General features: G+C 66.9%; 21 protein-coding genes. 16 read left to right on the top strand and 5 right to left on the bottom strand.

What is annotated here, in order from left to right; genetic code table 11:
* Positions 1–5 precede the first annotated feature (5 nt).
* Genes L3V85_RS16140 through L3V85_RS16125 form a run of 4 tightly spaced genes read right to left on the bottom strand, consistent with a single transcriptional unit; the run spans position 6 to position 2,576 of the window.
* The gene (locus L3V85_RS16140; RefSeq protein WP_237680070.1) at positions 6–689 is read right to left on the bottom strand and encodes a pilus assembly PilX family protein; all 684 of its coding nucleotides are present in this window, start codon (positions 687–689) and stop codon (positions 6–8) included.
* Positions 686–1,501: a PilW family protein gene (locus L3V85_RS16135; protein WP_237680069.1), complete on the bottom strand. Its 816-nt coding sequence runs from the start codon at positions 1,499–1,501 to the stop codon at positions 686–688. Before L3V85_RS16135 ends, L3V85_RS16140 begins: the two co-directional genes overlap by 4 nt.
* Positions 1,498–2,055, bottom strand: coding sequence for a type IV pilus modification protein PilV (pilV, locus tag L3V85_RS16130; RefSeq protein WP_237680068.1), 558 nt, complete (start codon positions 2,053–2,055; stop codon positions 1,498–1,500). The genes L3V85_RS16135 and pilV overlap by 4 nt, the downstream gene beginning before the upstream one ends.
* A complete protein-coding gene (locus L3V85_RS16125; protein WP_237680067.1) occupies positions 2,049–2,576 on the bottom strand; it encodes a GspH/FimT family pseudopilin in 528 nt (175 codons plus the stop codon). Before L3V85_RS16125 ends, pilV begins: the two co-directional genes overlap by 7 nt.
* Before the next feature lie 199 nt (positions 2,577–2,775).
* On the opposite strand from L3V85_RS16125, the gene ribD reads away from it, so the two are divergent.
* From ribD to L3V85_RS16070, 11 genes are all read left to right on the top strand, one after another.
* Positions 2,776–3,897 (top strand): bifunctional diaminohydroxyphosphoribosylaminopyrimidine deaminase/5-amino-6-(5-phosphoribosylamino)uracil reductase RibD, encoded by a 1,122-nt coding sequence (gene ribD, locus L3V85_RS16120; RefSeq protein ID WP_237680066.1) that lies wholly within the window; start codon positions 2,776–2,778, stop codon positions 3,895–3,897.
* Between the two features lie 42 nt (positions 3,898–3,939).
* Positions 3,940–4,605: a riboflavin synthase gene (locus tag L3V85_RS16115; protein ID WP_237680065.1), complete on the top strand. Its 666-nt coding sequence runs from the start codon at positions 3,940–3,942 to the stop codon at positions 4,603–4,605.
* Positions 4,602–5,756 (top strand): bifunctional 3,4-dihydroxy-2-butanone-4-phosphate synthase/GTP cyclohydrolase II, encoded by a 1,155-nt coding sequence (gene ribBA / locus L3V85_RS16110; RefSeq protein ID WP_237680064.1) that lies wholly within the window; start codon positions 4,602–4,604, stop codon positions 5,754–5,756. The genes L3V85_RS16115 and ribBA overlap by 4 nt, the downstream gene beginning before the upstream one ends.
* Positions 5,757–5,763: 7 nt before the next feature.
* Positions 5,764–6,228 carry a 6,7-dimethyl-8-ribityllumazine synthase gene (ribH, locus tag L3V85_RS16105; RefSeq protein WP_081271157.1) on the top strand — a complete coding sequence of 155 codons (465 nt, stop codon included), beginning with the start codon at positions 5,764–5,766 and terminating at the stop codon, positions 6,226–6,228.
* A complete protein-coding gene (nusB, locus tag L3V85_RS16100; RefSeq protein WP_237680063.1) occupies positions 6,225–6,782 on the top strand; it encodes a transcription antitermination factor NusB in 558 nt (185 codons plus the stop codon). Before ribH ends, nusB begins: the two co-directional genes overlap by 4 nt.
* Positions 6,779–7,975 carry a pyridoxal phosphate-dependent aminotransferase gene (locus L3V85_RS16095; RefSeq protein ID WP_237680062.1) on the top strand — a complete coding sequence of 399 codons (1,197 nt, stop codon included), beginning with the start codon at positions 6,779–6,781 and terminating at the stop codon, positions 7,973–7,975. Before nusB ends, L3V85_RS16095 begins: the two co-directional genes overlap by 4 nt.
* Complete coding sequence (locus tag L3V85_RS16090; RefSeq protein ID WP_237680061.1) at positions 7,972–8,430, top strand: YbgC/FadM family acyl-CoA thioesterase; 459 nt, start codon at positions 7,972–7,974, stop codon at positions 8,428–8,430. Before L3V85_RS16095 ends, L3V85_RS16090 begins: the two co-directional genes overlap by 4 nt.
* Positions 8,427–9,149, top strand: coding sequence for a protein TolQ (gene tolQ / locus L3V85_RS16085; RefSeq protein ID WP_237680060.1), 723 nt, complete (start codon positions 8,427–8,429; stop codon positions 9,147–9,149). Before L3V85_RS16090 ends, tolQ begins: the two co-directional genes overlap by 4 nt.
* A gap of 15 nt (positions 9,150–9,164) precedes the next feature.
* Positions 9,165–9,602 (top strand): ExbD/TolR family protein, encoded by a 438-nt coding sequence (locus tag L3V85_RS16080; protein WP_237680059.1) that lies wholly within the window; start codon positions 9,165–9,167, stop codon positions 9,600–9,602.
* A 3-nt stretch (positions 9,603–9,605) separates the two neighbouring features.
* Positions 9,606–10,529, top strand: a complete 924-nt coding sequence (locus tag L3V85_RS16075) for a cell envelope integrity protein TolA (RefSeq protein WP_237680058.1) — start codon at positions 9,606–9,608, stop codon at positions 10,527–10,529.
* Positions 10,530–10,618: 89 nt separating this feature from the next.
* Positions 10,619–12,349 carry a peptidoglycan D,D-transpeptidase FtsI family protein gene (locus tag L3V85_RS16070; RefSeq protein WP_237680057.1) on the top strand — a complete coding sequence of 577 codons (1,731 nt, stop codon included), beginning with the start codon at positions 10,619–10,621 and terminating at the stop codon, positions 12,347–12,349.
* Positions 12,350–12,374: 25 nt separating this feature from the next.
* Here L3V85_RS16070 and dnaE read toward each other — a convergent pair whose 3' ends face one another.
* Positions 12,375–15,893 (bottom strand): DNA polymerase III subunit alpha, encoded by a 3,519-nt coding sequence (dnaE, locus tag L3V85_RS16065; RefSeq protein WP_237680056.1) that lies wholly within the window; start codon positions 15,891–15,893, stop codon positions 12,375–12,377.
* A gap of 62 nt (positions 15,894–15,955) precedes the next feature.
* On the opposite strand from dnaE, the gene L3V85_RS16060 reads away from it, so the two are divergent.
* The 5 genes from L3V85_RS16060 (at position 15,956) to L3V85_RS16040 (ending at position 21,244) form a co-directional block, all read left to right on the top strand.
* On the top strand, positions 15,956–16,747 hold the full coding sequence (locus tag L3V85_RS16060) for a sulfurtransferase (RefSeq protein WP_237680055.1): 792 nt from the start codon (positions 15,956–15,958) through the stop codon (positions 16,745–16,747).
* Between the two features lie 22 nt (positions 16,748–16,769).
* The gene (locus tag L3V85_RS16055) at positions 16,770–17,480 is read left to right on the top strand and encodes a response regulator (protein ID WP_237680054.1); all 711 of its coding nucleotides are present in this window, start codon (positions 16,770–16,772) and stop codon (positions 17,478–17,480) included.
* On the top strand, positions 17,437–18,984 hold the full coding sequence (locus tag L3V85_RS16050) for a sensor histidine kinase (protein WP_237680053.1): 1,548 nt from the start codon (positions 17,437–17,439) through the stop codon (positions 18,982–18,984). Before L3V85_RS16055 ends, L3V85_RS16050 begins: the two co-directional genes overlap by 44 nt.
* A 156-nt stretch (positions 18,985–19,140) precedes the next feature.
* On the top strand, positions 19,141–19,665 hold the full coding sequence (locus L3V85_RS16045; protein ID WP_237680052.1) for a tripartite tricarboxylate transporter TctB family protein: 525 nt from the start codon (positions 19,141–19,143) through the stop codon (positions 19,663–19,665).
* A 4-nt stretch (positions 19,666–19,669) separates the two neighbouring features.
* Positions 19,670–21,244, top strand: a complete 1,575-nt coding sequence (locus L3V85_RS16040; protein ID WP_237680051.1) for a tripartite tricarboxylate transporter permease — start codon at positions 19,670–19,672, stop codon at positions 21,242–21,244.
* The last annotated feature ends 53 nt before the right edge of the window (positions 21,245–21,297 follow it).

The following is a 21,297-nucleotide window of genomic DNA, read 5'->3' as shown; positions in this document are numbered from 1 at the left end:
TTTGCTCAATTCACCTTGGTGACCGGATCAGGATCGAAAGCCATCTGCAGTTCGACCCGCGTGCCGCCCGCTGTGCCGGGGCTTCGAGCGCCCGTGGCGACGGCGGTGATCCGATACAACGGGTACTTGCTGTTCTTGCGGTCGATGACTTCGATCCAGTACTTGGCCCCCCGCAGCGCCGGATTGCCAGCGTCGGGAGCTCCGGTGAACTGCCCATACGAGGCGTGCTTGCTCACGTATGTATCGCTGATCCAGAACCGATAGGCCTCGCTGCCGGATGCAGCCGCCACCGAATCGGTCGCGGAGAAGTAGCAGATGCCGCGATCGCAGCTGTTGGCGCCATCGTTCACATAGGCGGTCACCCAGCCCGTGTCGCGATCGGGGAAGACGCGGCCATCTTCAGCCTTGCGGCAACGCGACGTCGCGAGTGCCGAACACGCAACGTAGGTCTTGCTCGCGCTGGCGAAGGCCAGTTGCCGGATGTCGCGCTCCGCATCCAGCAACGCAGCTTCGGCGGCCTCGAAGGCGCGCTGATGCTCGCGCTGGTTGCCCGCCACGGACTCGAGCAATTGGGCCATCCGCGCGCCGCCCACCGCCAGCAAGGCCGAGAGCAGCAGCATGATCAGCACGATGAAAAGCGAGAATCCGCGCTGTGCCCTAGGTGCGCGAAGGCAGGAAGAGTGCGTCATAGCGCCCCCAGGTTGTTGCGCAGCGCGAACACCGCCGTGTAGACGCGTCGCAGCTTGCCGTCGCTGGTGGTCTTCGACGTGCCGTCGCAGTCGGTGTAGCTGCCGCCCGGGTTGTTCCTGGTGCTGCCCGCGAGTTGCAGGCAGACCCGCACCGTACGAACCAGGTTGAAGTCTGCGACGTCGGCAGCAGTCACGTAGCGCACTACCCGCTCGCTTCCGGCCTCGGCACCGATGCCGTACATGACGTCGAAGTGCTCCACGCCGTCGACTATCGGCTGTGCCACGGGGTTGCCGCTGCCCTTGCACCTCAGGACGCCGCCCGAGACCGAAAACTCGCTGGTGATCACTCGCAGGTTGCCTGAGGCAGTGGGATCGTGCGGGTTGTACACGTTGGTTGCCACGCCCTGGCCCAGGCAGTCCTTGAAGTAATCGGGACTTGGTGCATAGCCAATCTTCAGCTTGTCGTTCACCTCGCGGCCCTTCGCCTCTTCCCCCTTGATGGCGAAGAAGGCACGCTCGCTCTCAAGATTGGTGCTCTTGTCCGCGTTGACGTTGAAGTAGTAGAGCGGCTCGGTGGCGTCAATGGGGATATAGCCGGCCTGCCGGATCTGCTGGCCCAGCACCCTGAACGCCAATGCCGATGACTGGTTTAGCGCGTTGACGTCGTCGCCCGTCATGGCCGTGGTGCGCGTGCCGAGCATGCTGGCCACGGCGGCCAGCACCACCAGCATGCCGATGATCAGCGCGACGAGAAACTCGACCAACGTGAAGCCGAACTGCCGAAAGCCGGGTGCGAGTGCCTTTCTGTTCATGGCTGCGGTACCGCGACGGTGACTTCCATGCAGGCCTTGTCGGCCGGACAGTTCCAGCTCGATTCTGGCGGGATCGGATTGGCGACGGCGGACTCGTTCCACGCGATGTGCACGAACAGCAGGCCGCCTGCTGTTGCCTTGCTTTGTATGTCGGCCACCCCGCCCGGCAGCGCGGCCGCCACCGTTCGCTTCCAGCTCCACACATCGTAGGCCGCGAGTTCGGAGGCGCTGCAAGCGGCGTCGGCCTCCGCGCATGAAGGCTTGGGGGCATCTGCGCCGGCCAACGACCAGTCGGACACGTAGGGATTGCCTGCAACCGGGCCCGTGACGAGGTTGCTCCGGATGCGATCGGCCATGTCGCCAGCCAGTTGCACCGCGATGTTCTTCTTGCTGGCGCCAGCGCTGTCCGCGAGCACGCGCAATTGGAAGCCGGCCAGCGCCATCAACCCGAACGAGAGCACGAGAACCGCCACCAAGGCTTCGATCATCGAGAAGCCCGCCTGCCCCCTGCGCTGCAAAGGCCGCCTGCGAATAGAAACAGAAAGGCTCAGCATTCGTTGTCTCCCTTCGCCCTCCGAAGACGCCCGCCAAGCGAAATGCACACTGTGGCGGCATTGGATGAATCGGCGTTTCCCACTGGATAGAAACTGAACCTGGCGAAGTCGGACGAGCCCATGGCGTCGAACGACATGGCGCCGGATGCGCCGCGCCTCTCGACCGCGACCCGTTTGTCGGGGTCTTGGCGCCTGAGGGTTTCGGTGGCGTCGCCGCTGACGACCAGGGTGTCCCAGCCGCAGCTCCAGTCCCTGCCCGAGCAGCCGGCGCGCGCCTGGATGGTCACGGTCTTTCCGCGTCGGGCCGCTTCCGAACGCGCGTGGCTCACGCTCGCCGTCAGGGCCGAGGCCATGCCTTCGACGCGGTACTTTTCGATCAGGCCGCTGAAGCTGGGCAGCGCGATGGCCAGCAGTATGGTCATCAGCGCGACGACGACCATCATTTCGACGAGCGTGAAGCCCCGCCGCCTGCCCGCGTGGCGCAGGTAAGCGCGCGCGGACGCGCAGAATCCCTTGTTCATGTTGTACGGTCGGCCGCTTCGCACCACTGTGCTCCGGCAAACCCTTCTCCCCTCGTTTCAATATCCGGAAATTCTATTTTTCAATTCCAGCGCAATGGAAAAACCCCACGACAAAAGGTCGAAATAAATGGATCAACGGTCATTGTTTTCAATTGCGCCGAAAAATTAATATTTGCAGCCGATTTAAATTAATAAATAGATGACAAATCAAACCGCGAATTTCATGACCCAGGCGCTGAATCTCGCACGCCAAGCCGGCCCGGAGACCGATCCGAATCCGCGCGTCGGCTGCGTTTTGGTCGCCACGAACGGCACAGTGATCGGCCAGGGCCACACCCAGCAGGTCGGCGGCCCGCACGCCGAGGTCATGGCGCTGCGCGACGCTGCTGCGCGGGGTAATTCCGTCGTTGGCGCAACCGCCTGGGTCACGCTCGAGCCTTGCGCTCATCACGGCCGCACCGGCCCCTGCTGCGACGCGCTGATCGCAGCCGGCGTAAGCCGCGTCGTCGCGGCCCTCACCGACCCCAACCCGCTGGTCGCCGGCCAAGGCTTCGAGCGGCTGCGTGCCGCGGGCATCGAAGTCGAAGTCGGGCCAGGCGCGCAGGAAGCCCGTGAACTCAACATCGGTTTCCTGAGCCGCATGGTCCGAAAGACGCCCTGGGTGCGGATGAAAGTGGCCGCGTCGCTCGACGGCAAGACCGGCCTGGAGAACGGCGTGAGCCAATGGATCACCTCGCAAGCCGCGCGCACCGACGGCCATGCATGGCGAGCCCGCGCCAGCGCGGTGCTGACCGGTGTCGGAACCGTGCTCGAGGACAACCCGCGCCTGGACGTGCGCCTGGTCCAGACCCCGCGCCAGCCGCACCTGGTCGTCGTCGACAGCCGGCTGCAAACGCCGCCCGACGCCCACATCTTCATCGAAGGCCGCGCCGTCTGGATCTACGCGGCCCACCGCGACGAGGAGAAAGCCAAGGCGCTCGAAGCACGAGGCGCCACCGTCACCTGCCTGCCCGATGCCAATGGCAAGGTCGACCTCGGCGCCATGCTGAAAGACCTGGCGGCGCGCGGCGTGAACGAGCTGCACGTCGAATCGGGCCACAAGCTCAACGGCTCGCTGCTGCGCGAAGGCTGCGTCGACGAATTGCTGGTCTACCTGGCGCCCAAGCTGATCGGCAGCGGTCTCGACATCGCGAGCCACCTGCACGCGGACGGTCCGCTGACCTCGCTGACCGGCGCCCTGCCCCTCGAATTCAAGTCCGTCGACATGCTCGGCCCCGATTTGCGCATCGTGGCCCGGGTCGCCGGAAGGGACGCCTTCTAGCGTTTACCCCGAAGCCCCCTCGTTCTCTGCGAAAATGCGTGGATGTTCACCGGAATCATCACCGGCGTGGGGCGCATCGCCGCCATCCACGACCTCGGCACCTCCTCCTCTTACGGCAAAAGACTCAGCATCGAGGCGCCCGACGGCTACCTCGACGACGTCGGGCTGGGCGACAGCATCGCGCTCAACGGCGCTTGCATGACCGTCACCACCCTCGTCCCCGAACAACGGCAATTCACCATCGACATCTCGGCCGAGTCGCTCGACAAGACGGCCGGCTTGACCGACGAAGGCGGCCGCATCAACCTCGAGAAGGCCTTGCGCGCCAGCGACCGCCTCGGCGGCCACATCGTATCGGGCCATGTGGACGGCATCGGCAGCGTGAGCTTCTTCGAGCCGGTCGGCGAAAGCTGGGAGCTGCGCGTGTTCGCGCCGCCCGCGCTTGCCCGCTTCCTGGCCTACAAGGGCTCGATCACCGTCAACGGCGTGAGCCTTACCGTCAACAAGGTGGCCGACATCGAAGGCGGCGCCGAGATCAGCATCAACCTGATCCCGCACACCGTCGACAACACCTCCCTCGGCGGCCTGAAGGCCGGCTCGAAGGTCAACCTAGAAATCGACACCGTGGCGCGCTATGTGGAGCGCATGCTCCAGGCCGGCGTGCTGGTGCCCCCGTCTTCCACGTATTCCAAGGACACAGCCGAATGAACGCCTCCGTCACGCCGATCGGCGCCCCCCGCGCCGCGCGCGCCCCAGCCCCGATCTCCCCTGTCGAGGACATCGTGGCCGACCTCGCCGCCGGCCGCATGGTGATCCTGGTGGACGAGGAAGACCGCGAGAACGAGGGCGACATCGTCATCGCCGCCGACCACATCACGCCCGAAGCCATCAACTTCATGGCCCGCCACGCGCGCGGCCTGATCTGCCTGACGCTCTCGCGCGAAATGTGCGAGCGCCTGCAGCTGCCGCCGATGGTCCAGCGCAACGGCGCCAAGCATTCGACCGCCTTCACCGTGTCCATCGAAGCCGCCGAAGGCGTGACCACCGGCATCTCGGCCGCCGACCGCGCGCGCACCGTGCAGGCCGCCGTGGCGCCCAACGCCGTGGCCGCCGACCTGGTGCAGCCCGGCCACATCTTCCCGCTGCAGGCGGTGGACGGCGGCGTGCTCATGCGCGCCGGCCACACCGAAGCAGGCTGCGACCTGGCCGCGATGGCCGGCTGCTCGCCCGCCTCGGTGATCTGCGAGGTGATGAACGAAGACGGCACCATGGCCCGCCTGCCCGACCTGCAGATCTTCGCGGCCGAGCACGACATCAAGATCGGCACCATCGCCGCGCTGATCGAGCACCGCAGCCGCGTCGAGTCGCTGGTCGAAAAGGTCGGCTGCCGCGAGATCCAGACCAACTGGGGCGCCTTCACCGCTCACGCCTTCCTCGACAAGCCCAGCGGCGGCGTGCACCTGGCGCTGGTGCGCGGCAAGTGGGCCCCCGAAGACACGGTGTCGGTGCGCGTGCACGAGCCGCTGTCGGTGCTCGACGCGCTCGAAATCAACCGCTCGCTGCACTCGTGGAGCCTGGATGCCAGCCTCTCGCACATCGCGAACGAAGGCAAGGGCGTGGCCGTGCTGCTGAACTGCGGCGAAACCGCCGGCGAGCTGCTGGCCCAGTTCGACGGCACCGCGCGCCCCGCGCAAGCCCCCGAGCGCGGCCGCATGGACCTGCGCAGCTACGGCATCGGCGCGCAGATCCTGCGCGAATGCGGCGTGCACAAGATGAACCTGCTGGGCACGCCGCGTCGCATGCCGAGCATGGCCGCGGGCTACGGCCTCGAGATTGCCGGCTACCTCACGAAAGACTGACCAGACCATGCAAGGCGCAAACAAGGGCGAGAACACGCCACTCAACGGAAAAGGCCTGCGCATCGGCATCGTGCAGGCGCGCTTCAACGCCGACATCACCGACGCGCTGGCCTCGGCCTGCCTCTCGGAACTCGAGGCACTGGGCGTGGCTGCCAACGACATCCATCACCTGCAGGTGCCCGGCGCGCTCGAAGTGCCGGTGGCGCTGCAGGCGCTCGCCGAGCGCGGCGGCTACCACGCGCTGGTGGCGCTGGGCTGCATCATCCGCGGCGAGACCTACCACTTCGAACTGGTGGCCAACGAATCGGGCGCCAGCGTGAGCCGCGTCGCGCTCGACTACCGACTTCCCATCGCCAACGCGATCCTCACCACCGAAAACCTCGAGCAAGCCGTTGCCCGGCAGACCGACAAGGGCCGCGACGCGGCCCGCGTGGCGGTCGAGATGGCGCAACTGCTGGCCACCCTTTCATGACCGAAGACACCTCCAAGCCCCTCAAGCCCGCGAAGCCCGCCGACGGCGGCAAGCCGCGCCAGTCGCGCGTCGGCCTCACGAGCACCGGCGCGCGCAAGGCTTCGGCCAAGTCGAACCGCAGCCGCGCACGCGAGTTCGCTCTGCAGGCGCTCTACCAGCACCTGGTGGGCCGCAACGACCCGACCGACATCGACCACTTCACGCGCGACCTCGCCGGCTTCCACAAGGCCGACGCGCTGCATTACGACGCCCTGCTGCACGGCTCGATCGAAGGCGCCGAGCAACTCGACGCGCTGATCCGCCCGCTGCTGGACCGCAAGTTCGAGGAAATCTCGCCCATCGAGCACGCCGTGATGTGGATCGGCGTGTACGAATTCCAGAACTGCCTCGACGTGCCGTGGCGCGTGGTGCTCAACGAGTGCATCGAGCTTGCCAAGGAATTCGGCGGCACCGACGGCCACAAGTACGTGAACGCCGTGCTGAATGGCCTGGCACCGCAGTTGCGCCCACTTGAGGTGGAAGCCGATCGGGCTTCAGGGAAAGCCAAGGCATGAGGATCTCGACGCGCGCGCAGCGCATCGAGCCCTTCTATGTGATGGAGGTGGCGAAAGCCGCGGGTGCTTTGGCGCGCGAAGTCGCCCACACCGACCAGCCGATGATCTTCCTGAACATCGGCGAACCCGACTTCACCGCCCCGCCGCTGGTGCAGGAAGCCGCGGCCCGCGCCGTACGCGCCGGCGCCACTCAATACACGCAGGCCACCGGCCTGGACCACCTGCGCGAGCGCATCAGCGCCTGGTATCGCCAGCGATTCAACGTCGACGTGCCGGCCCGCCGCATCGTCATCACCGCCGGGGCGTCGGCCGCGTTGCAGCTGGCCTGCCTCGCGCTGATCGAATCGGGCGACGAGATCCTGATGCCCGACCCGAGCTATCCGTGCAACCGCCACTTCGTGAGCGCGGCGGACGGCAAGGCCGTGCTGGTGCCGACCACGGCCGAAGAGCGCTACCAGCTCACCGCCGCCAAGGTCGAGGCCGCCTGGACCGACAAGACGCGCGGCGTGCTGCTGGCCTCGCCGTCGAACCCGACCGGCACCTCGATCGCGCCCGACGAGCTGCGCCGCATCCACGAGGTGGTGTCGCAGCGCGGCGGCATCACGCTGATCGACGAGATCTACCTCGGCCTTTCCTACGACGACGCCTTCGGGCAGACGGCGCTGGCCATCGACGACAACGTCATCAGCATCAACAGCTTCAGCAAGTACTTCAACATGACCGGCTGGCGCCTTGGCTGGCTGGTGGTGCCCGAAGTGCTGGTACCGGTGGTCGAGCGCCTGGCACAGAACCTCTTCATCTGCGCGAGCACGGTGTCGCAGTACGCGGCGCTCGCCTGCTTCGAAGACGAGAGCATCGCCGAGTACGAGCGCCGCCGCGCCGAATTCAAGGCGCGCCGCGACTGGTTCATTCCGCAGCTGAACGCGCTGGGTCTGAACGTACCCGTGATGCCCGACGGCGCCTTCTATGCCTGGGCCGACTGCACCGGCTTCGCCGAAAAGCTCGGCATCTCGGGCAGCTGGGACTTCGCCTTCGAGACCATGAAGCGCGCCCATGTGGCCGTGACGCCAGGCCGCGACTTCGGCACGGCCGAGACCGGCAAGTTCATCCGCTTCTCCACCGCGAGTTCGATGGCGCACCTGCAGGAATCCATCGAGCGCCTGCGGGCCATGGCCGAGACCGCGGCCTCATGAGCTACGCGTTCCCGCTTCGCGTCTACTGGGAAGACACCGACGCCGGCGGCATCGTGTTCTATGCCAACTACCTGAAGTTCATGGAGCGCGGCCGCACCGAATGGCTGCGCTCGCTGGGCGTCGAACAGCGCAAGCTGCGCGAGGAAACGGGCGGCCAGTTCGTGGTGAGCGAAACGCAGCTCAAATACCATCGCCCTTCCCGGCTCGACGATGAACTCCTGGTTACAGCCGATCTTCAACAATTGGGCACCGCCTCGTTGATAATCGGTCAGCGCGTGCTATCAAAAACAGAGCAAGAGCGTACCGGTGCCCCGGCACCCGTCTTGTTGTGCGAAGGCACGATCCGCATCGGCTGGGTGGACGCCGCCACCCTGCGTCCAGCGCGCATACCGAAACAAGTCACGGGAACCCTCGAGCGCTACACCGGCTCCATGACTCAACCTATCAAGCCATGAACCAAGATCTATCAATCATCAATCTCCTGCTCCATGCGAGCTTCGTGGTGCAACTGGTCGTGCTGCTGCTGGTGATCGTCTCGATCGCGAGTTGGGCGGCGATCATCCGCAAATACTTCGCGCTGCGCCGCATGCGCGCGCTCAACGATGACTTCGAGCGCGAGTTCTGGTCAGGCACCAGCCTCAACGAACTGTTTGCCTCGGCCGCGCAGAACGCCAAGTTCGCCGGCCCCATGGAGCGCATCTTCGCCTCCGGCATGCGCGAGTACCAAAAGCTGCGCGAGCGCCATGTGAGCGATCCCGCCACGCTGCTCGACGGCGCCCGCCGCGCGATGCGCGCGAGCTTCCAGCGCGAGCTGGATGCAGCCGAGCAGAACCTCTCGTTCCTCGCCACCGTGGGTTCGGTCTCTCCTTATGTGGGCCTGTTCGGCACGGTCTGGGGGATCATGCATGCCTTCACCGGCCTGGCCGCCCTCACGCAGGTGACACTGGCCACCGTGGCCCCCGGCATCGCCGAAGCGCTGGTGGCCACCGCCATCGGCCTGTTCGCCGCGATTCCCGCGGTGGTCGGCTACAACCGCTTTGCCCGCGAGATCGACAAGATCGCCATTGCACTGGAGACCTACATCGAGGAGTTCTCCAACATCCTGCAGCGCAACCTCTCGGCCAGCCCGAACGCCGGCGGCGCCGCTTCGTCGACGGCTCCGGCCAACCGCTGAGCGGAGGCGCGACGCATGCCCGCCGTTTCATCCCGGGGCCGCGGCCGCCGGACGATCAACGAGATCAACATGGTCCCGTTCATCGACGTGATGCTGGTGCTGCTGATCATCTTCATGGTCACCGCACCGCTCATCACGCCGAGCGTGATCAACCTGCCCACGGTCGACCGCGCCAACAAGCAGCCCGACAAGCCCATCGAGATCGTCATCAAGAGCGATGACGAAGTGCAGATCAAGAAGGACCCGGCCACCGGCTCCGGCGGCACGTCGATTCCCATGGCGCAGATCGGCTCCGCGGCCAAGCAGGCCCAGGGCGGCGACAACGACCGCCCGGTGGTCATCAGCGCCGACAAGTCGGTGAAGTACGAGACCGTGGTGAAGGCCATGAACCAGCTCAAGCGCAACGGCGTCGAGCGCGTGGGCCTGTCGGTCACGACCACGGGCGGCAAATAAGGCATGTCGCTCGCACTGGATCGCCCCGAGTTCGCGCCGCCGCCGCAGCGCGGCACGCCGCGCGCCGTCGTGCTGGCCCTCATCGCCCACGGCCTGCTGATCGCCGCGCTCACCTGGGGCGTGCGCTGGAAAAGCGAGGCCGACGAAGGCGCGGTCGACGCGGAGCTGTGGTCGTCCACGGTGCAGCAGGCGGCGCCCCGCCTGCAGGCACCGGAGGCGCCGGCTCCCGTACCCGCGCCGCCACCACCCGCCCCGGCGCCGCCTCCTCCGCCCGTGGCCAAGGCGCCAGAGCCCGCGCCCGCACCCAAGGCACCCGACATTGCCCTGGAGCGCGAGAAGAAGCTCAAGGAGCAGAAGGAACAGAAAGAGCGCGAGCTCCAGCAGCAACAGCAGCTGCAGAAGAAGAAGGAGCTCGAGGCCAAGCAGCGCGCCGAGGACGAAGCCCAGCGCAAGAAGGAACAGCAGCAGAAGCTGGCCGAGCAGAAGAAGCAGCAGGACGCGGCCGAGGCCAAGCAGGCTGAAGCCAAGAAGGCCGAGGCGGCCGCGAAACAGGCAGCCGCCGACCGTGCCGCCACGCTCAAGCGCATGCAGGGCCTGGCCGGCGCCAGCGGCAGCGACGACTCCAAGGGCACGGCCATGCGCTCGTCGGGTCCGTCCAGCGGCTATGCAGGCCGCATCGCGGCGGCGGTTCGCCCGAACATCACCTTCCCCGATGCCGACACCGTGAACGGCAACCCGGCGGCGGAGTTCGAGGTGAGCCTGGCACCCGACGGCACCATCGTCGGCGTCAAGCTCAGCAAGTCGAGCGGCCTGCCGGGCTGGGACGACGCGGCCGAGCGCGGCCTGCGCAAGACCGACAAGCTGCCGCGCGACACCGACGGGCGCATCTTCCCGTCACTCATCGTGTCGCTGCGGCCCAAGCGCTGACCTCTTCGTGCGCCTGCTAACGCGCAGCTAAGAAAACGGGCCCTCTCCGGGTGACTTGCACGTCACCCGGAGCTCGATAATCAGGGCTCATGAATCCCAACGGCCGCATCCGCTACGGCAGCAGTCCGCTCCTTGCCAGCCCCACCCCCGTCTGGCGCAGCAAGTTCATCGTGGCCAGCATTGCCTTCGGCTTCGTGCTGCTGGCGGCCCGGGCCTCGTACGTACAGATCTTCAACAACGACTTCTTCCAGCACCAGGGCGAAGTGCGCTACCAGCGCACGCTGGAGCTGCCGGCCAACCGGGGCCGCATCCTCGACCGCAACGGGCTGATCCTGGCCTCGGACATTCCGGCACCCAGCATCTGGGCCATTCCCGAGGACATCGAGCGCGACGACCCCGCGGTGCTGGCCAAGCTCCAGCAGGTGGCCAAGCTGCTGGGCATGCCGCAGAAGGAACTCGACAAGAAGCTGGAGGACGAGGACAAGAGCTTTGTCTGGATCAAGCGCCAGGTCGACCAGTCGATTGCTAAGGAAGTGGCTGCGCTCAATCTCAAGGGCATCTACCTGCGCCGCGACTACCGCCGCCAGTACCCCGAGGGCGAGGCCGCCGCCCACCTGGCCGGCTTCACCAACGTGGAAGACGTGGGCCAGGAAGGCATCGAGCTGGCCTTCAACCAGGAGCTGGCCGGCAAGTCCGGCTCGCGCCACGTGCTCAAGGACCGGCTGGGCCACATCGTCGAGGACACCGAAGACCAGGTGCCGCCCACCGAGGGCCACGACATTCAGCTGAGCATCGACGACCGCGTGCAGTTCGTGGCCTACGAGAAGATCCGCGACGCCGTGGTCGCCAACAAGGCGCGCGCAGGCAGCGTGGTGGTGGTCGATGCCCGTACCGGCGAACTGCTGGCCATGGCCAACTACCCCAGCTACGACCCCAACGACCGCCGCAACCTCACGGGCGAGCAGTTGCGCAACCGCGCCATGACCGACGTGTTCGAGCCCGGCTCGACCATGAAGCCCATCACCGTCGCCACCGCGCTGCAGCTGGGCCGCGTCACGCCCAACACCATCATCGACACCAACCCCGGGCGCATCACCGTCTCGGGCGCGACCATTCACGACGACGAGAACTTCGGCGTGCTCACGGTGCAGGGCGTGATCCAGAAATCCAGCAACGTGGGCGCCACCAAGATCTCGCAGCGCATGTCGGCGCAGGAAATGTGGAACTCGCTCACCGCGGTGGGCCTGGGCCAGAAGCCGCAGACGCCCTTTCCCGGCGCCGTGACCGGGCGGCTGCGCCCATGGAAGTCATGGCGCCCGATCGAGCAGGCCACCATGTCCTACGGCTACGGCCTGTCGGCCTCGCTGTTCCAGATCGCGCACGCCTACACGGCCTTCGCGCACGACGGCGAGGTGATCCCGGTGAGCCTTTTGAAGAACAACGGCGAGGAGCCGGCCGGCGTGCAGGTGTTCTCGCCCACGGTCGCGAGCGAGGTGCGGCAGATGATGCACCTGGCCGCCGCGCCCGGCGGCACCGCGCCGCTAGCGCAGACGGTGGGCTACTCGGTGGGCGGCAAGACCGGCACCGCGCACAAGCAGGTCGGCAAGGGCTACGCGAGCAACAAGTACCGCGCCTGGTACACCGGCATGTCGCCCATCGACAAGCCGCGCATCATCGTCGCGGTGATGATCGACGAGCCCAGCGCCGGCAAGTACTTCGGCGGCCTGGTCGCGGCGCCGGTGTTCAGCCAGGTGGTGCAGCAGACGCTGCGCATCATGAACGTGGTGCCGGACCTGGCGGTGGCGCCGCTGTCGCACTGAGCCCCTTTTCCGGGGCGCCAGAGGCTCAGTCGTAAACGATCTGCGCCTTGCCCGCTTCCGCCTGCGCGGTCCAGCTGGCAAGCGCCGCATCGGTCGGGAAGAACTTGGCGCGCTCGCCCAGTTGCAGCTCGACCTGCGCGCCGCCGCGCGCCATCGACAGCCGCACCGGCAGGCCCTGGATCAGGTCGCCGACCTCGGTCTGCTCGGTGCGCGGCGGAAAGTCCTTGATCAGGCGCGCGATGTCGGGCGCCTTGCCGTTCACCGCCACGCGCAGGAACTTGCCGAAGCGGCAGCGCGCCGTGGCGAGGTCCCACACCTGCTGCACCTGGAAGCGCGCCTCGAAGCCGCCGCGCGCCGGTTGCAGCCTGCCGCTGACGATGACGAGCTCGTCGTCCTTCAGCGTGTTGCGGTTGGCGTTGATGAGCGCCTCGTCGGCGGTGGCGTCGATCGCGTCCGACTTGTCGTCGAGCTTGAAGATCGCCAGCCGGCCGCGCTGGCCGTTGATCACGCGGAAGTCGCTCACGATGCCGGCAATGACCTGCTGGTCGCGGCTGTCGAGCAGGTCACCGATCTCGCGCTTGCAGAAGCGCCGCACTTCGTGCGAGACCTCGTCGAACAGGTGGCCCGACAGGTAGAAGCCCACGGCCGTTTTCTCGAGCGTCAGGCGCTCCTTCACGCCCCACGGCGTGGCGTCGACCAGGTCGGGCTCCGCGGTGGCCGAGCCGTGCTCGCAGTCGCCGAAGATGTCGACCTGCGAGGCGTTGGCCGCGGTGGCAATGGCAAATTCGAAGGCACGGTCGACCGAGGCGATCAGCGACGCGCGGTTCTGCTGGATGGCGTCGAAGGCGCCGGCCTTGATGAGCGCTTCCACCGTGCGCTTGTTGATGCGCTGACGGTCGATGCGCACGCAGAAGTCGAACAGGCTCTTGAACGGGCCGCCCTCTTCGCGCGCCCGCACCACGGCCTCGACCGCGAGCTGGCCCGTGCCCTTGACGGCGCCCAGCCCGTAGCGAATGACGCGGTCGGTCACGGGCTCGAAGCGGTAGTTGCCGCGGTTCACGTCCGGCGGCTCGAAGGTGATGCCGAAGTTTTTCTGGGCGTCTTCGAACAGGAGCTTGAGCTTGTCCGTGTCGTCCATTTCCACGGTCATGTTGGCGCAGAAGAACTCGGCCGTGTAGTGAACCTTGAGCCAGCCCGTGTGATACGCCAGCAGCGAGTAGGCGGCGGCGTGCGACTTGTTGAAACCGTAGCCCGCGAACTTCTCCATCAAGTCGAAGATTTCGTCGGCCTTGTCCTGCACGATGCCGTGCGTGGCAAGTGCGCCCGCGCGGAACTTCTCGCGGTGCTCGGCCATTTCCTCGAGCTTTTTCTTGCCCATCGCGCGGCGCAGCAAGTCGGCGCCGCCGAGCGAGTAGCCGCCCAGGATCTGCGCGGTCTGCATCACCTGCTCCTGGTAGACCATGATCCCGTAGGTCTCGGAGAGCATCTCGGCCACGGCCGGGTGCGGATACTCCACTTCTTCGCGGCCGTGCTTGCGCGCCACGAAGCTGGGAATCAGGTCCATCGGGCCCGGTCGGTACAGCGCGTTCAGCGCGATCAGGTCTTCCAGCCGCGTGGGACGCGCATCCTTCAGCATGCCCTGCATGCCGCGCGATTCGAACTGGAACACCGCCTCGGTCGTGCCTTCGGAGAACAGCCGGTAGGTGGCCGCGTCGTTCAGCGGTATGTTTTCGAACGCGAAGTTCTCCTGGCCCTTGTGGCGCTTCATGATGAACTCGCGCGCAATCTCCAGGATGGTGAGCGTGGCAAGACCCAAGAAGTCGAACTTCACGAGGCCGATGGCTTCGACGTCGTCCTTGTCGTACTGGCTCACGGCCGATTCGCTGCCGGGCTGCTGGTAGAGCGGGCAGAAGTCGGTGAGCTTGCCCGGCGCGATGAGCACGCCCCCGGCGTGCATGCCGATGTTTCGGGTCATGCCTTCGAGCTTCTGCGCGAGCTCGACCAGCATCCTCACTTCTTCTTCCTTCTCGATGCGCTCCGCGAGCTGCGGCTCCATCTCGATGGCGTAGTTGTTCTTGTCGCCTTCGATCTTCTTCTCGGGCGGGTACTGCAGCGTCACCGACATGCCGGGCTTGTTCGGAATCAGCTTGCTGATGCCGTCGCAGAACATATAGCTCATGTCGAGCACGCGGCCCACGTCGCGGATGGCCGCTCGCGCGGCCATGGTGCCGAAGGTGGCGATCTGGCTCACGGCGTTGCGGCCGTACTTGTCCTTCACGTAGTCGATCACGCGGTCGCGGTTGCCCTGGCAGAAGTCGATGTCGAAGTCGGGCATCGAAACGCGTTCGGGGTTCAGGAAACGTTCGAACAGCAGCTTGTATTCGAGCGGGTCCAGGTCGGTGATCTTCAGCGCATAGGCCACCAGCGAGCCGGCGCCCGAGCCCCGGCCCGGGCCCACCGGGCAGCCGTTTTCCTTGGCCCACTTGATGAAGTCGCCCACGATCAGGAAGTAGCCCGGGAACCCCATGTTCAGGATGGTGTTGATCTCGAACTCAAGCCGTTCCACATAGCGCGCGCGCTGCGCTTCGCGCTTGGCCTCGTCGGGGTACAGGTGCCTCAGGCGCATCTCCAGGCCCTCGAACGACTCCTGGCGGAAGAAGTCGTCGATGGGCATGCGCACGCCCTCGCTGATGAACGGCGTCGGAAAGTCCGGCAGCTGCGGCTTGCCCAGCACCAGCGTCAGGTTGCAGCGCTTGGCGATCTCGACCGTGTTGGCCAGCGCGCTCGGCACGTCGGCAAAGAGCGCCTGCATTTCGGCGGTCGACTTGAAGTACTGCTCTTCGGTGAAGCGGCGCACGCGACGCGGGTTGCCCAGAATCTCGCCCTCGGAAATGCACACGCGCGCCTCGTGCGCCTCGTAGTCTTCGCGGGCCGCGAACTGCACCGGGTGCGTCGCCACCACCGGCAGCTTGAGCCTTGCGGCAAGCTGCACCGCGGCAATGACATGCGGCTCGTCCTCGGGACGACCGGCGCGCTGCAGCTCGATGTAGAAGCGGTGCGGAAAAATCCCCGCCAGCTGCAGCGCGAGTTCGGCCGCGCGCTCGCCCTGCCCTTGCAGCAGCGGCTGGCCCAGCGGCCCGGCCTGCGCGCCCGACAGCGCGATCAGCCCGCCCGACAGCTCCTGCACCCACTCCAGCTTGCAGGCGGCCTGCGACTGGCCGCGCGCCACGTTCTGCGTCCAGGCCCGCGCCAGCAGCTCGGAAAGGTTCAGATAACCCTCCATGCTCTGCACCAGCAGCACGATGCGGGTCAGCGCGCCGGGCTCCTTGCCCAGCCCGTCGATGAAGATTTCGGCGCCAATGACCGGCTTGACGCCCTTGCCCCGCCCCTGCTTGTAGAACTTGACCGCCCCGAACAGGTTGTTCAGGTCGGTGATGGCCAGTGCGGGCTGCTTGTCGGCAGCCGCGGCCTTGATGGCTTCATCGATTCGGTTGGTGCCGTCGACGACGGAAAACTCGGTGTGCAGGCGCAGGTGAACAAACATGCGGCCATTGTAGAAAGCACCGCATCCACCATGTGAGTTGGGGTTCCCTACAATCCCGCCCCGTGCAAGAGATTTTGAATATCGCGGCCTACAAGTTCGTGGCCATCGACGACAGCCCCGAGCTGCGTGAAGACCTGCGCGCCCGCGCCCAGGCCCTGGACCTCATGGGCACCATCCTGCTGGCGCCGGAGGGTATCAACCTGTTTCTGGCGGGTTCGGCCGACGGCGTACGGACCTTTCTGGCCGATTTGCGCGCCGACGCCCGCTTCGCCGACCTCGAGGCCAAGGAAAGCTGGTCCGCCACGCAGCCCTTTCGCCGCATGCTGGTGAAGCTCAAGCGCGAGATCATCCGCATGGACCACCCGGCGATCCAGCCCGCCGCCGGCCGCGCGCCCGGCGTCGATGCCCCCACGCTCAAGCGCTGGCTCGATCAGGGCCACGACGACGAGGGCCGCGAAATCGCCCTGCTCGACACGCGCAACGACTTCGAGGTCGACGAAGGCACCTTCGACGGCGCCATCGACTGGCGCATCACCAAGTTCACCGAGTTCCCGCCCGCCCTGAAGGAGCACCGCGCCGATTTCGCCGGCAAGACGGTGGTGAGCTTCTGCACCGGCGGCATCCGCTGCGAGAAGGCCGCGATCCTGATGCGCGAGGAAGGCATCGAGAACGTGCTGCAGCTCGAAGGCGGCATCCTCAAGTATTTCGAGCAGGTCGGCGGCGCGCACTACCACGGCGACTGCTTCGTGTTCGACGGCCGGCGCGCGCTTGCGCCCGACCTGAGCGCGCGCGCGGCCGATGCCAGCGCACGCGCGGCGGAAGACATCGACCTGAATCTCGGCCTCAAGACCTGACCCCAACAACCGGCAGCCTCCCATGCGCATCCTCCTGGTCGAAGACGAACTGGACATGGCCTCCTGGCTGATCCGCGCATTGACCCAGAGCGGCTTCGTGGCCGACCATGCGCCCGACGCGCGCACCGCCGAAGCCTTCATGGCCGGCACCGAATACGACGCCATCGTGCTGGACCTGCGCCTGCCCGACAAGCACGGCCTGAGCGTGCTGGCCGACATGCGCAACGCCGACGACCGCACGCCGGTGCTCATCCTCACCGCGCAGGGCGCCCTGCAAGACCGCGTGCGCGGCCTGAACCTGGGCGCCGACGACTTTCTTTCCAAGCCCTTCGAGCTGGTCGAGCTCGAGGCGCGCCTGTCGGCACTGGTGCGGCGCAGCCGCGGCAAGCAGCACCCGCGCCTGCAGTGCGCCTCGCTCTCCTACGACAGCCAGAGCCATGCCTTCACGCTGCGCGGCACGCTGCTGTCGCTCACGCCGCGCGAGCAGGCCGCCCTCACGGCACTCTTGATGCGCAGCGGCTCGCCGGTGGGCAAGTCGCAGCTCTTCGCCAAGGTGTTCACCAACGACAGCACCGCCGGCCCCGACGCCATCGAAGTGGTGCTGCACCGGCTGCGGCGCAAGCTGGCGGACAGCGACGTGCGCATCGTCACCGTGCGCGGCCTGGGCTACATGCTCGAGGGCATTGCCGATGGATCCACAGCCGCAGCCGCCGACCCCATCGCCGGCGACTGAGCCGCAGCGCTTCGGCATCCGCACGCGGCTGCTGGCGCTGCTGCTGCCGGGCATGGTCACGCTGCTGGCGCTGGACAGCTGGAACGACTATCACGCGCTGACCGACTCGCTGGTCGCCGCCTACGACCAGAGCCTGCTCGAGCCGGTGCAGGCCCTGGCCAACGGCATCGTGGTCGCGAGCGACGGCAGCGTGCGCGTGCAGGAGCCCTTCTCGATCCAGGCCATGTTCGAGTCGACGCACCTGCGCTACAAGTACCTGCACGTCGGCGTGCAGCGCATTCCCAAGGGCGAAACGCTCGACGTGAACTCGCCCGAGAACACGCTCATGGGCGTGCCCGGCCTGCCCCGCCCCGCCACCCGCCCGGCCGACGGCGTGCCGGTGTTCTACGACGCGGTGCACGAGCAGCACCGCGTGCGCGTGGCCGCGCTTCGGCAGACGGTGTACGACCACGTCCACCCCGGCGTGGCCTACAGCGTGCTGATCCAGGCGGCCGAGGGCATCGGGCCGCGCACGGAGGCCCAGTCGGAGTCGCTGCGCCAGGAGCTGCTGCGCGACACACGCATGGTGCTGGTGATGGCGCTGCTGGTGTGGCTGGGCGTGGCCTGGACCCTGCGCCCGCTTGAGCGCCTGCGCCGTTCGCTGCGCGAGCGTTCGCGCGACGACCTGAAGCCGCTCGACGCCAACGGCGTGCCCAAGGAAGTGGTGCCGCTGGTCGACGCGGTCAACCACCACATCGCAAGCCACCGGCGCATGGTGGAAGAGCAATCGCAGTTCCTGGCCGACGCCTCGCACCAGTTGCGCACGCCGCTGAGCATCCTGTCGATCCAGGCCGGCTACGCGGTGCGCGAGACCGACCCGGCGCGCATGCGCGAATCGCTGCATGCCATCGTCGCGCAGCTGGCGCGCACGCGGCGCCTGAGCGAACAACTGCTCGCGCTGGCGCATGCCACCACCGAAGGCGAGGCAGCGCGGGCCGAGCCAGCGGTGGTCGACCTCAACGCCATCGCGCGCGGCGTGGTGCTCGAATACTTGCCGCTGGCGCGCGAGAACGACCAGGACCTGGGCTGGGTCGATGCGCGCAGCGACACCGCCGCCGGCGATGACGCCGAGGACGACGACACGCCCGTGCTGCCGGTGCTCGCCAACGCGGCCGAGCTTCACGAGGTGCTCGCGAACCTCGTGCACAACGCGCTCAAGTACACGCCGCGCGGCGGCAACATCACCGTGACCGTGCGGCGCGAGGCTTCGTCGGCGCTGGCGGAGGTGTGCGACAACGGTCCCGGCGTCGCACCCGAGCGGCGCGAGAGCGTGTTCGAGCGCTTTCACCGCGACCCCGCCGTGGATGCGGGCGCGGCGCACGGCGCGGGCCTGGGCCTGACCATCGCGCGCGGCTATGCGCGGCGCAACGGCGGCGAGATCGAGCTCGACAGCGCGGGCATGCCCGAGAGCAACACCGGCGGCGGATTGCGCGCGACGCTGAGGCTGCCGCTGCACCTCGGCTGAAGCCCCGCCGAGGCCCGTTTTTGCTAGGGTTTCACCCGATACGTCGGTACGTGATTACACGTATTTTGAGGGTCCGCAGGTCGCTTGCGCCCCGTCCGAAAGGGGACTGAAAGCCTCGATTTCTAGACTGCCCTCCTTCCAAATCGAAGGAGACTTATGCAGCACCAGCTCGGTGAAGATCCGGCCTCGCACGCGCCCCGGCCCGCTTCCAGATTCAAAAAAGACTACTACGGCGGCGCCCTGCTGATCGTCATCGGATTGGCCGCGGTGTATGCCGGCATCGGCTACCGCGTGGGCGAGCTCGCGCACATGGGACCGGGCTTCTTCCCGGTCGCGCTCGGTGCGCTGCTGGCCCTGACCGGCCTGCTGATCGCGGTGTCCGCGCGCGGCGACAAGCCCGCATCCGACGAAGAGGCCGTCTCGCACGGCCATCCGGGCGGCATGCCCGACATTCGCGGCGGCATCTGCATCATCCTGGGCATCCTCGCGTTCCTGCTGTTCGGCGAGTACGGCGGCCTGCTGCCGGCCACCTTCGCGATCGTGTTCATCTCGGCGCTCGGCGACCGCGACAACACGCTGACCGAAGCGCTGTTGCTTTCGCTGGCGATGTCGTTCATCGCGGTGGTCGTGTTCTGGTGGGCGCTCAAGCTGCAGTTGCCCCTGTTCCAGTGGGGAGGTTGAGATCATGATCGGTCAATCGCTACAAGACCTCTGGTTCGGCTTCGGCGTCGCCTTCCAGGGCTCGAACCTGCTGTGGTCGTTCTTCGGCGTGCTGGTGGGCAACCTGATCGGCGTGCTGCCGGGCATGGGCGCGCTGCAGGCCATCTCTATCCTGCTGCCGCTCACCTACGTGATGCACCCGGTGCCCGCCATCCTGATGCTGGCCGGCATCTTCTACGGTTCGCAGTACGGCGGTGCCATCGGCGCCATCCTGATGAACATGCCGTCGCACCCGCCGCATGCGGTGACCTGTCTGGACGGGTACCCCATGACCAAGCAAGGCAAGGGGGGCGTCGCGCTCGGGGTGACGATGATCGCGTCGTTCTTCGCGGCGTCGGTCGGCATCATCGTGATGATCTTCGCCTCGCCGCTGCTGGTGCAGATCGCGTTCAAGTTCGGCCCGACCGAGATCTTCTCGATCATGCTGCTGGGCCTGCTGGCCGGCTCCACCATGTCGCGCGGCTCGCCGCTCAAGGGCGTGGCCATGACGCTGTTCGGCCTGCTGTGCGGCGTGGTCGGCACCGACGTGAACAGCGGCAGCTTCCGCTTCGCGTTCGGCCTGCCTGAGCTGAGCGACGGCCTGGAACTGGTGGCGATCTCGATGGGCCTGTTCGGCGTGGCCGACTTCCTGCTCAACGTGAACCGCATGAAGGCCATCGGCGACACCGGCACGCTGAAGCTCAGCGACATGCGCCCGAGCAAGGAAGAGCTCAAGCGCGCCTTCCCCGCCATGATCCGCGGCACCCTCGTCGGCACGGTGTTCGGCGCCATGCCCGGCACCGGTCCGACCATCACCACCTTCATCGCCTATGCGCTGGAGCGCAAGGTGTCGAAGACGCCGAACAAGTTCGGCACCGGCATGATCGAAGGCGTGGCCGGACCCGAAGCCTCCGCGCACTCGAAGACGCAGGTCGACTTCATCCCGACGATGAGCCTGGGCATTCCGGGCGACGCGGTGATGGCGCTGATCCTGGGTGCGCTGCTGATCCAGGGCATCCAGCCCGGCCCGCAGCTCATCACCGAGCATCCGGACATCTTCTGGGGCCTGATCGCCTCGTTCTGGATCGGCAACGTGATCCTCGTCATCCTGAACGTGCCGATGATCGGCGTGTGGGTGAAGCTGCTGAAGGTGCCCTACAAGTACCTGTTCCCGGCCGCGATGTTCTTCATTGCGACGGGCGTTTACAGCACGCAGAACAGCCTGTTCCAGATCTGGGAAGTGCTGGTGTTCGGCATCGTCGGCGCGGTGCTGATGACGCTGGAGTTCTCGGTCGCGCCGATTCTGCTGGGCTTCGTGCTCGGGCCGATGGTGGAAGAGAACTTCCGCCGCGCCCTGCTGCTCTCGCGCGGCGACATGTCGGTGTTCGTGACGCGCCCGATCAGCGGCACCTTCATCGGCCTGTGCGCACTGCTGCTGCTGGGCGTGGGCTACTCGGCATGGCGCGGTCGCGGCGGCCGCAAGGCAATGGTGGATCTGCCCAAGCCGCCTGAAGGCGCACCGCCCGCGGAGGCTGCCTCGATGGGCGGCGGCGGCAAGTAAGCGCCATTCCAGGCTCCGCCAAACGAAAGGCCCGCATTGCGGGCCTTTTTCGC

Origin of the sequence: Variovorax paradoxus (genome assembly GCF_022009635.1) — a bacterium.
GTDB lineage: Bacteria > Pseudomonadota > Gammaproteobacteria > Burkholderiales > Burkholderiaceae_C > Variovorax.
The sequence above is the reverse complement of the archived record's forward strand: the minus strand, read 5'-3'. Positions and strand labels throughout refer to the sequence as shown.

Excerpts from the sequence above, each read along its gene's own strand:
- L3V85_RS16050 (WP_237680053.1), top strand. The coding sequence starts at position 17,437 with ATGGATCCACAGCCGCAGCCGCCGACCCCATCGCCGGCGACTGAGCCG.
- ribBA (WP_237680064.1), top strand. The coding sequence starts at position 4,602 with ATGAACGCCTCCGTCACGCCGATCGGCGCCCCCCGCGCCGCGCGCGCC.
- L3V85_RS16075 (WP_237680058.1), top strand. The coding sequence starts at position 9,606 with ATGTCGCTCGCACTGGATCGCCCCGAGTTCGCGCCGCCGCCGCAGCGC.
- L3V85_RS16080 (WP_237680059.1), top strand. The coding sequence starts at position 9,165 with ATGCCCGCCGTTTCATCCCGGGGCCGCGGCCGCCGGACGATCAACGAG.
- L3V85_RS16055 (WP_237680054.1), top strand. The coding sequence starts at position 16,770 with ATGCGCATCCTCCTGGTCGAAGACGAACTGGACATGGCCTCCTGGCTG.
- ribH (WP_081271157.1), top strand. The coding sequence starts at position 5,764 with ATGCAAGGCGCAAACAAGGGCGAGAACACGCCACTCAACGGAAAAGGC.
- pilV (WP_237680068.1), bottom strand. The coding sequence starts at position 2,055 with ATGCTGAGCCTTTCTGTTTCTATTCGCAGGCGGCCTTTGCAGCGCAGG.
- L3V85_RS16070 (WP_237680057.1), top strand. The coding sequence starts at position 10,619 with ATGAATCCCAACGGCCGCATCCGCTACGGCAGCAGTCCGCTCCTTGCC.
- L3V85_RS16140 (WP_237680070.1), bottom strand. The coding sequence starts at position 689 with ATGACGCACTCTTCCTGCCTTCGCGCACCTAGGGCACAGCGCGGATTC.
- L3V85_RS16125 (WP_237680067.1), bottom strand. The coding sequence starts at position 2,576 with ATGAACAAGGGATTCTGCGCGTCCGCGCGCGCTTACCTGCGCCACGCG.
- L3V85_RS16095 (WP_237680062.1), top strand. The coding sequence starts at position 6,779 with ATGAGGATCTCGACGCGCGCGCAGCGCATCGAGCCCTTCTATGTGATG.
- L3V85_RS16040 (WP_237680051.1), top strand. The coding sequence starts at position 19,670 with ATGATCGGTCAATCGCTACAAGACCTCTGGTTCGGCTTCGGCGTCGCC.
- L3V85_RS16090 (WP_237680061.1), top strand. The coding sequence starts at position 7,972 with ATGAGCTACGCGTTCCCGCTTCGCGTCTACTGGGAAGACACCGACGCC.
- dnaE (WP_237680056.1), bottom strand. The coding sequence starts at position 15,893 with ATGTTTGTTCACCTGCGCCTGCACACCGAGTTTTCCGTCGTCGACGGC.
- L3V85_RS16045 (WP_237680052.1), top strand. The coding sequence starts at position 19,141 with ATGCAGCACCAGCTCGGTGAAGATCCGGCCTCGCACGCGCCCCGGCCC.
- L3V85_RS16135 (WP_237680069.1), bottom strand. The coding sequence starts at position 1,501 with ATGAACAGAAAGGCACTCGCACCCGGCTTTCGGCAGTTCGGCTTCACG.
- ribD (WP_237680066.1), top strand. The coding sequence starts at position 2,776 with ATGACAAATCAAACCGCGAATTTCATGACCCAGGCGCTGAATCTCGCA.
- nusB (WP_237680063.1), top strand. The coding sequence starts at position 6,225 with ATGACCGAAGACACCTCCAAGCCCCTCAAGCCCGCGAAGCCCGCCGAC.
- L3V85_RS16115 (WP_237680065.1), top strand. The coding sequence starts at position 3,940 with ATGTTCACCGGAATCATCACCGGCGTGGGGCGCATCGCCGCCATCCAC.
- tolQ (WP_237680060.1), top strand. The coding sequence starts at position 8,427 with ATGAACCAAGATCTATCAATCATCAATCTCCTGCTCCATGCGAGCTTC.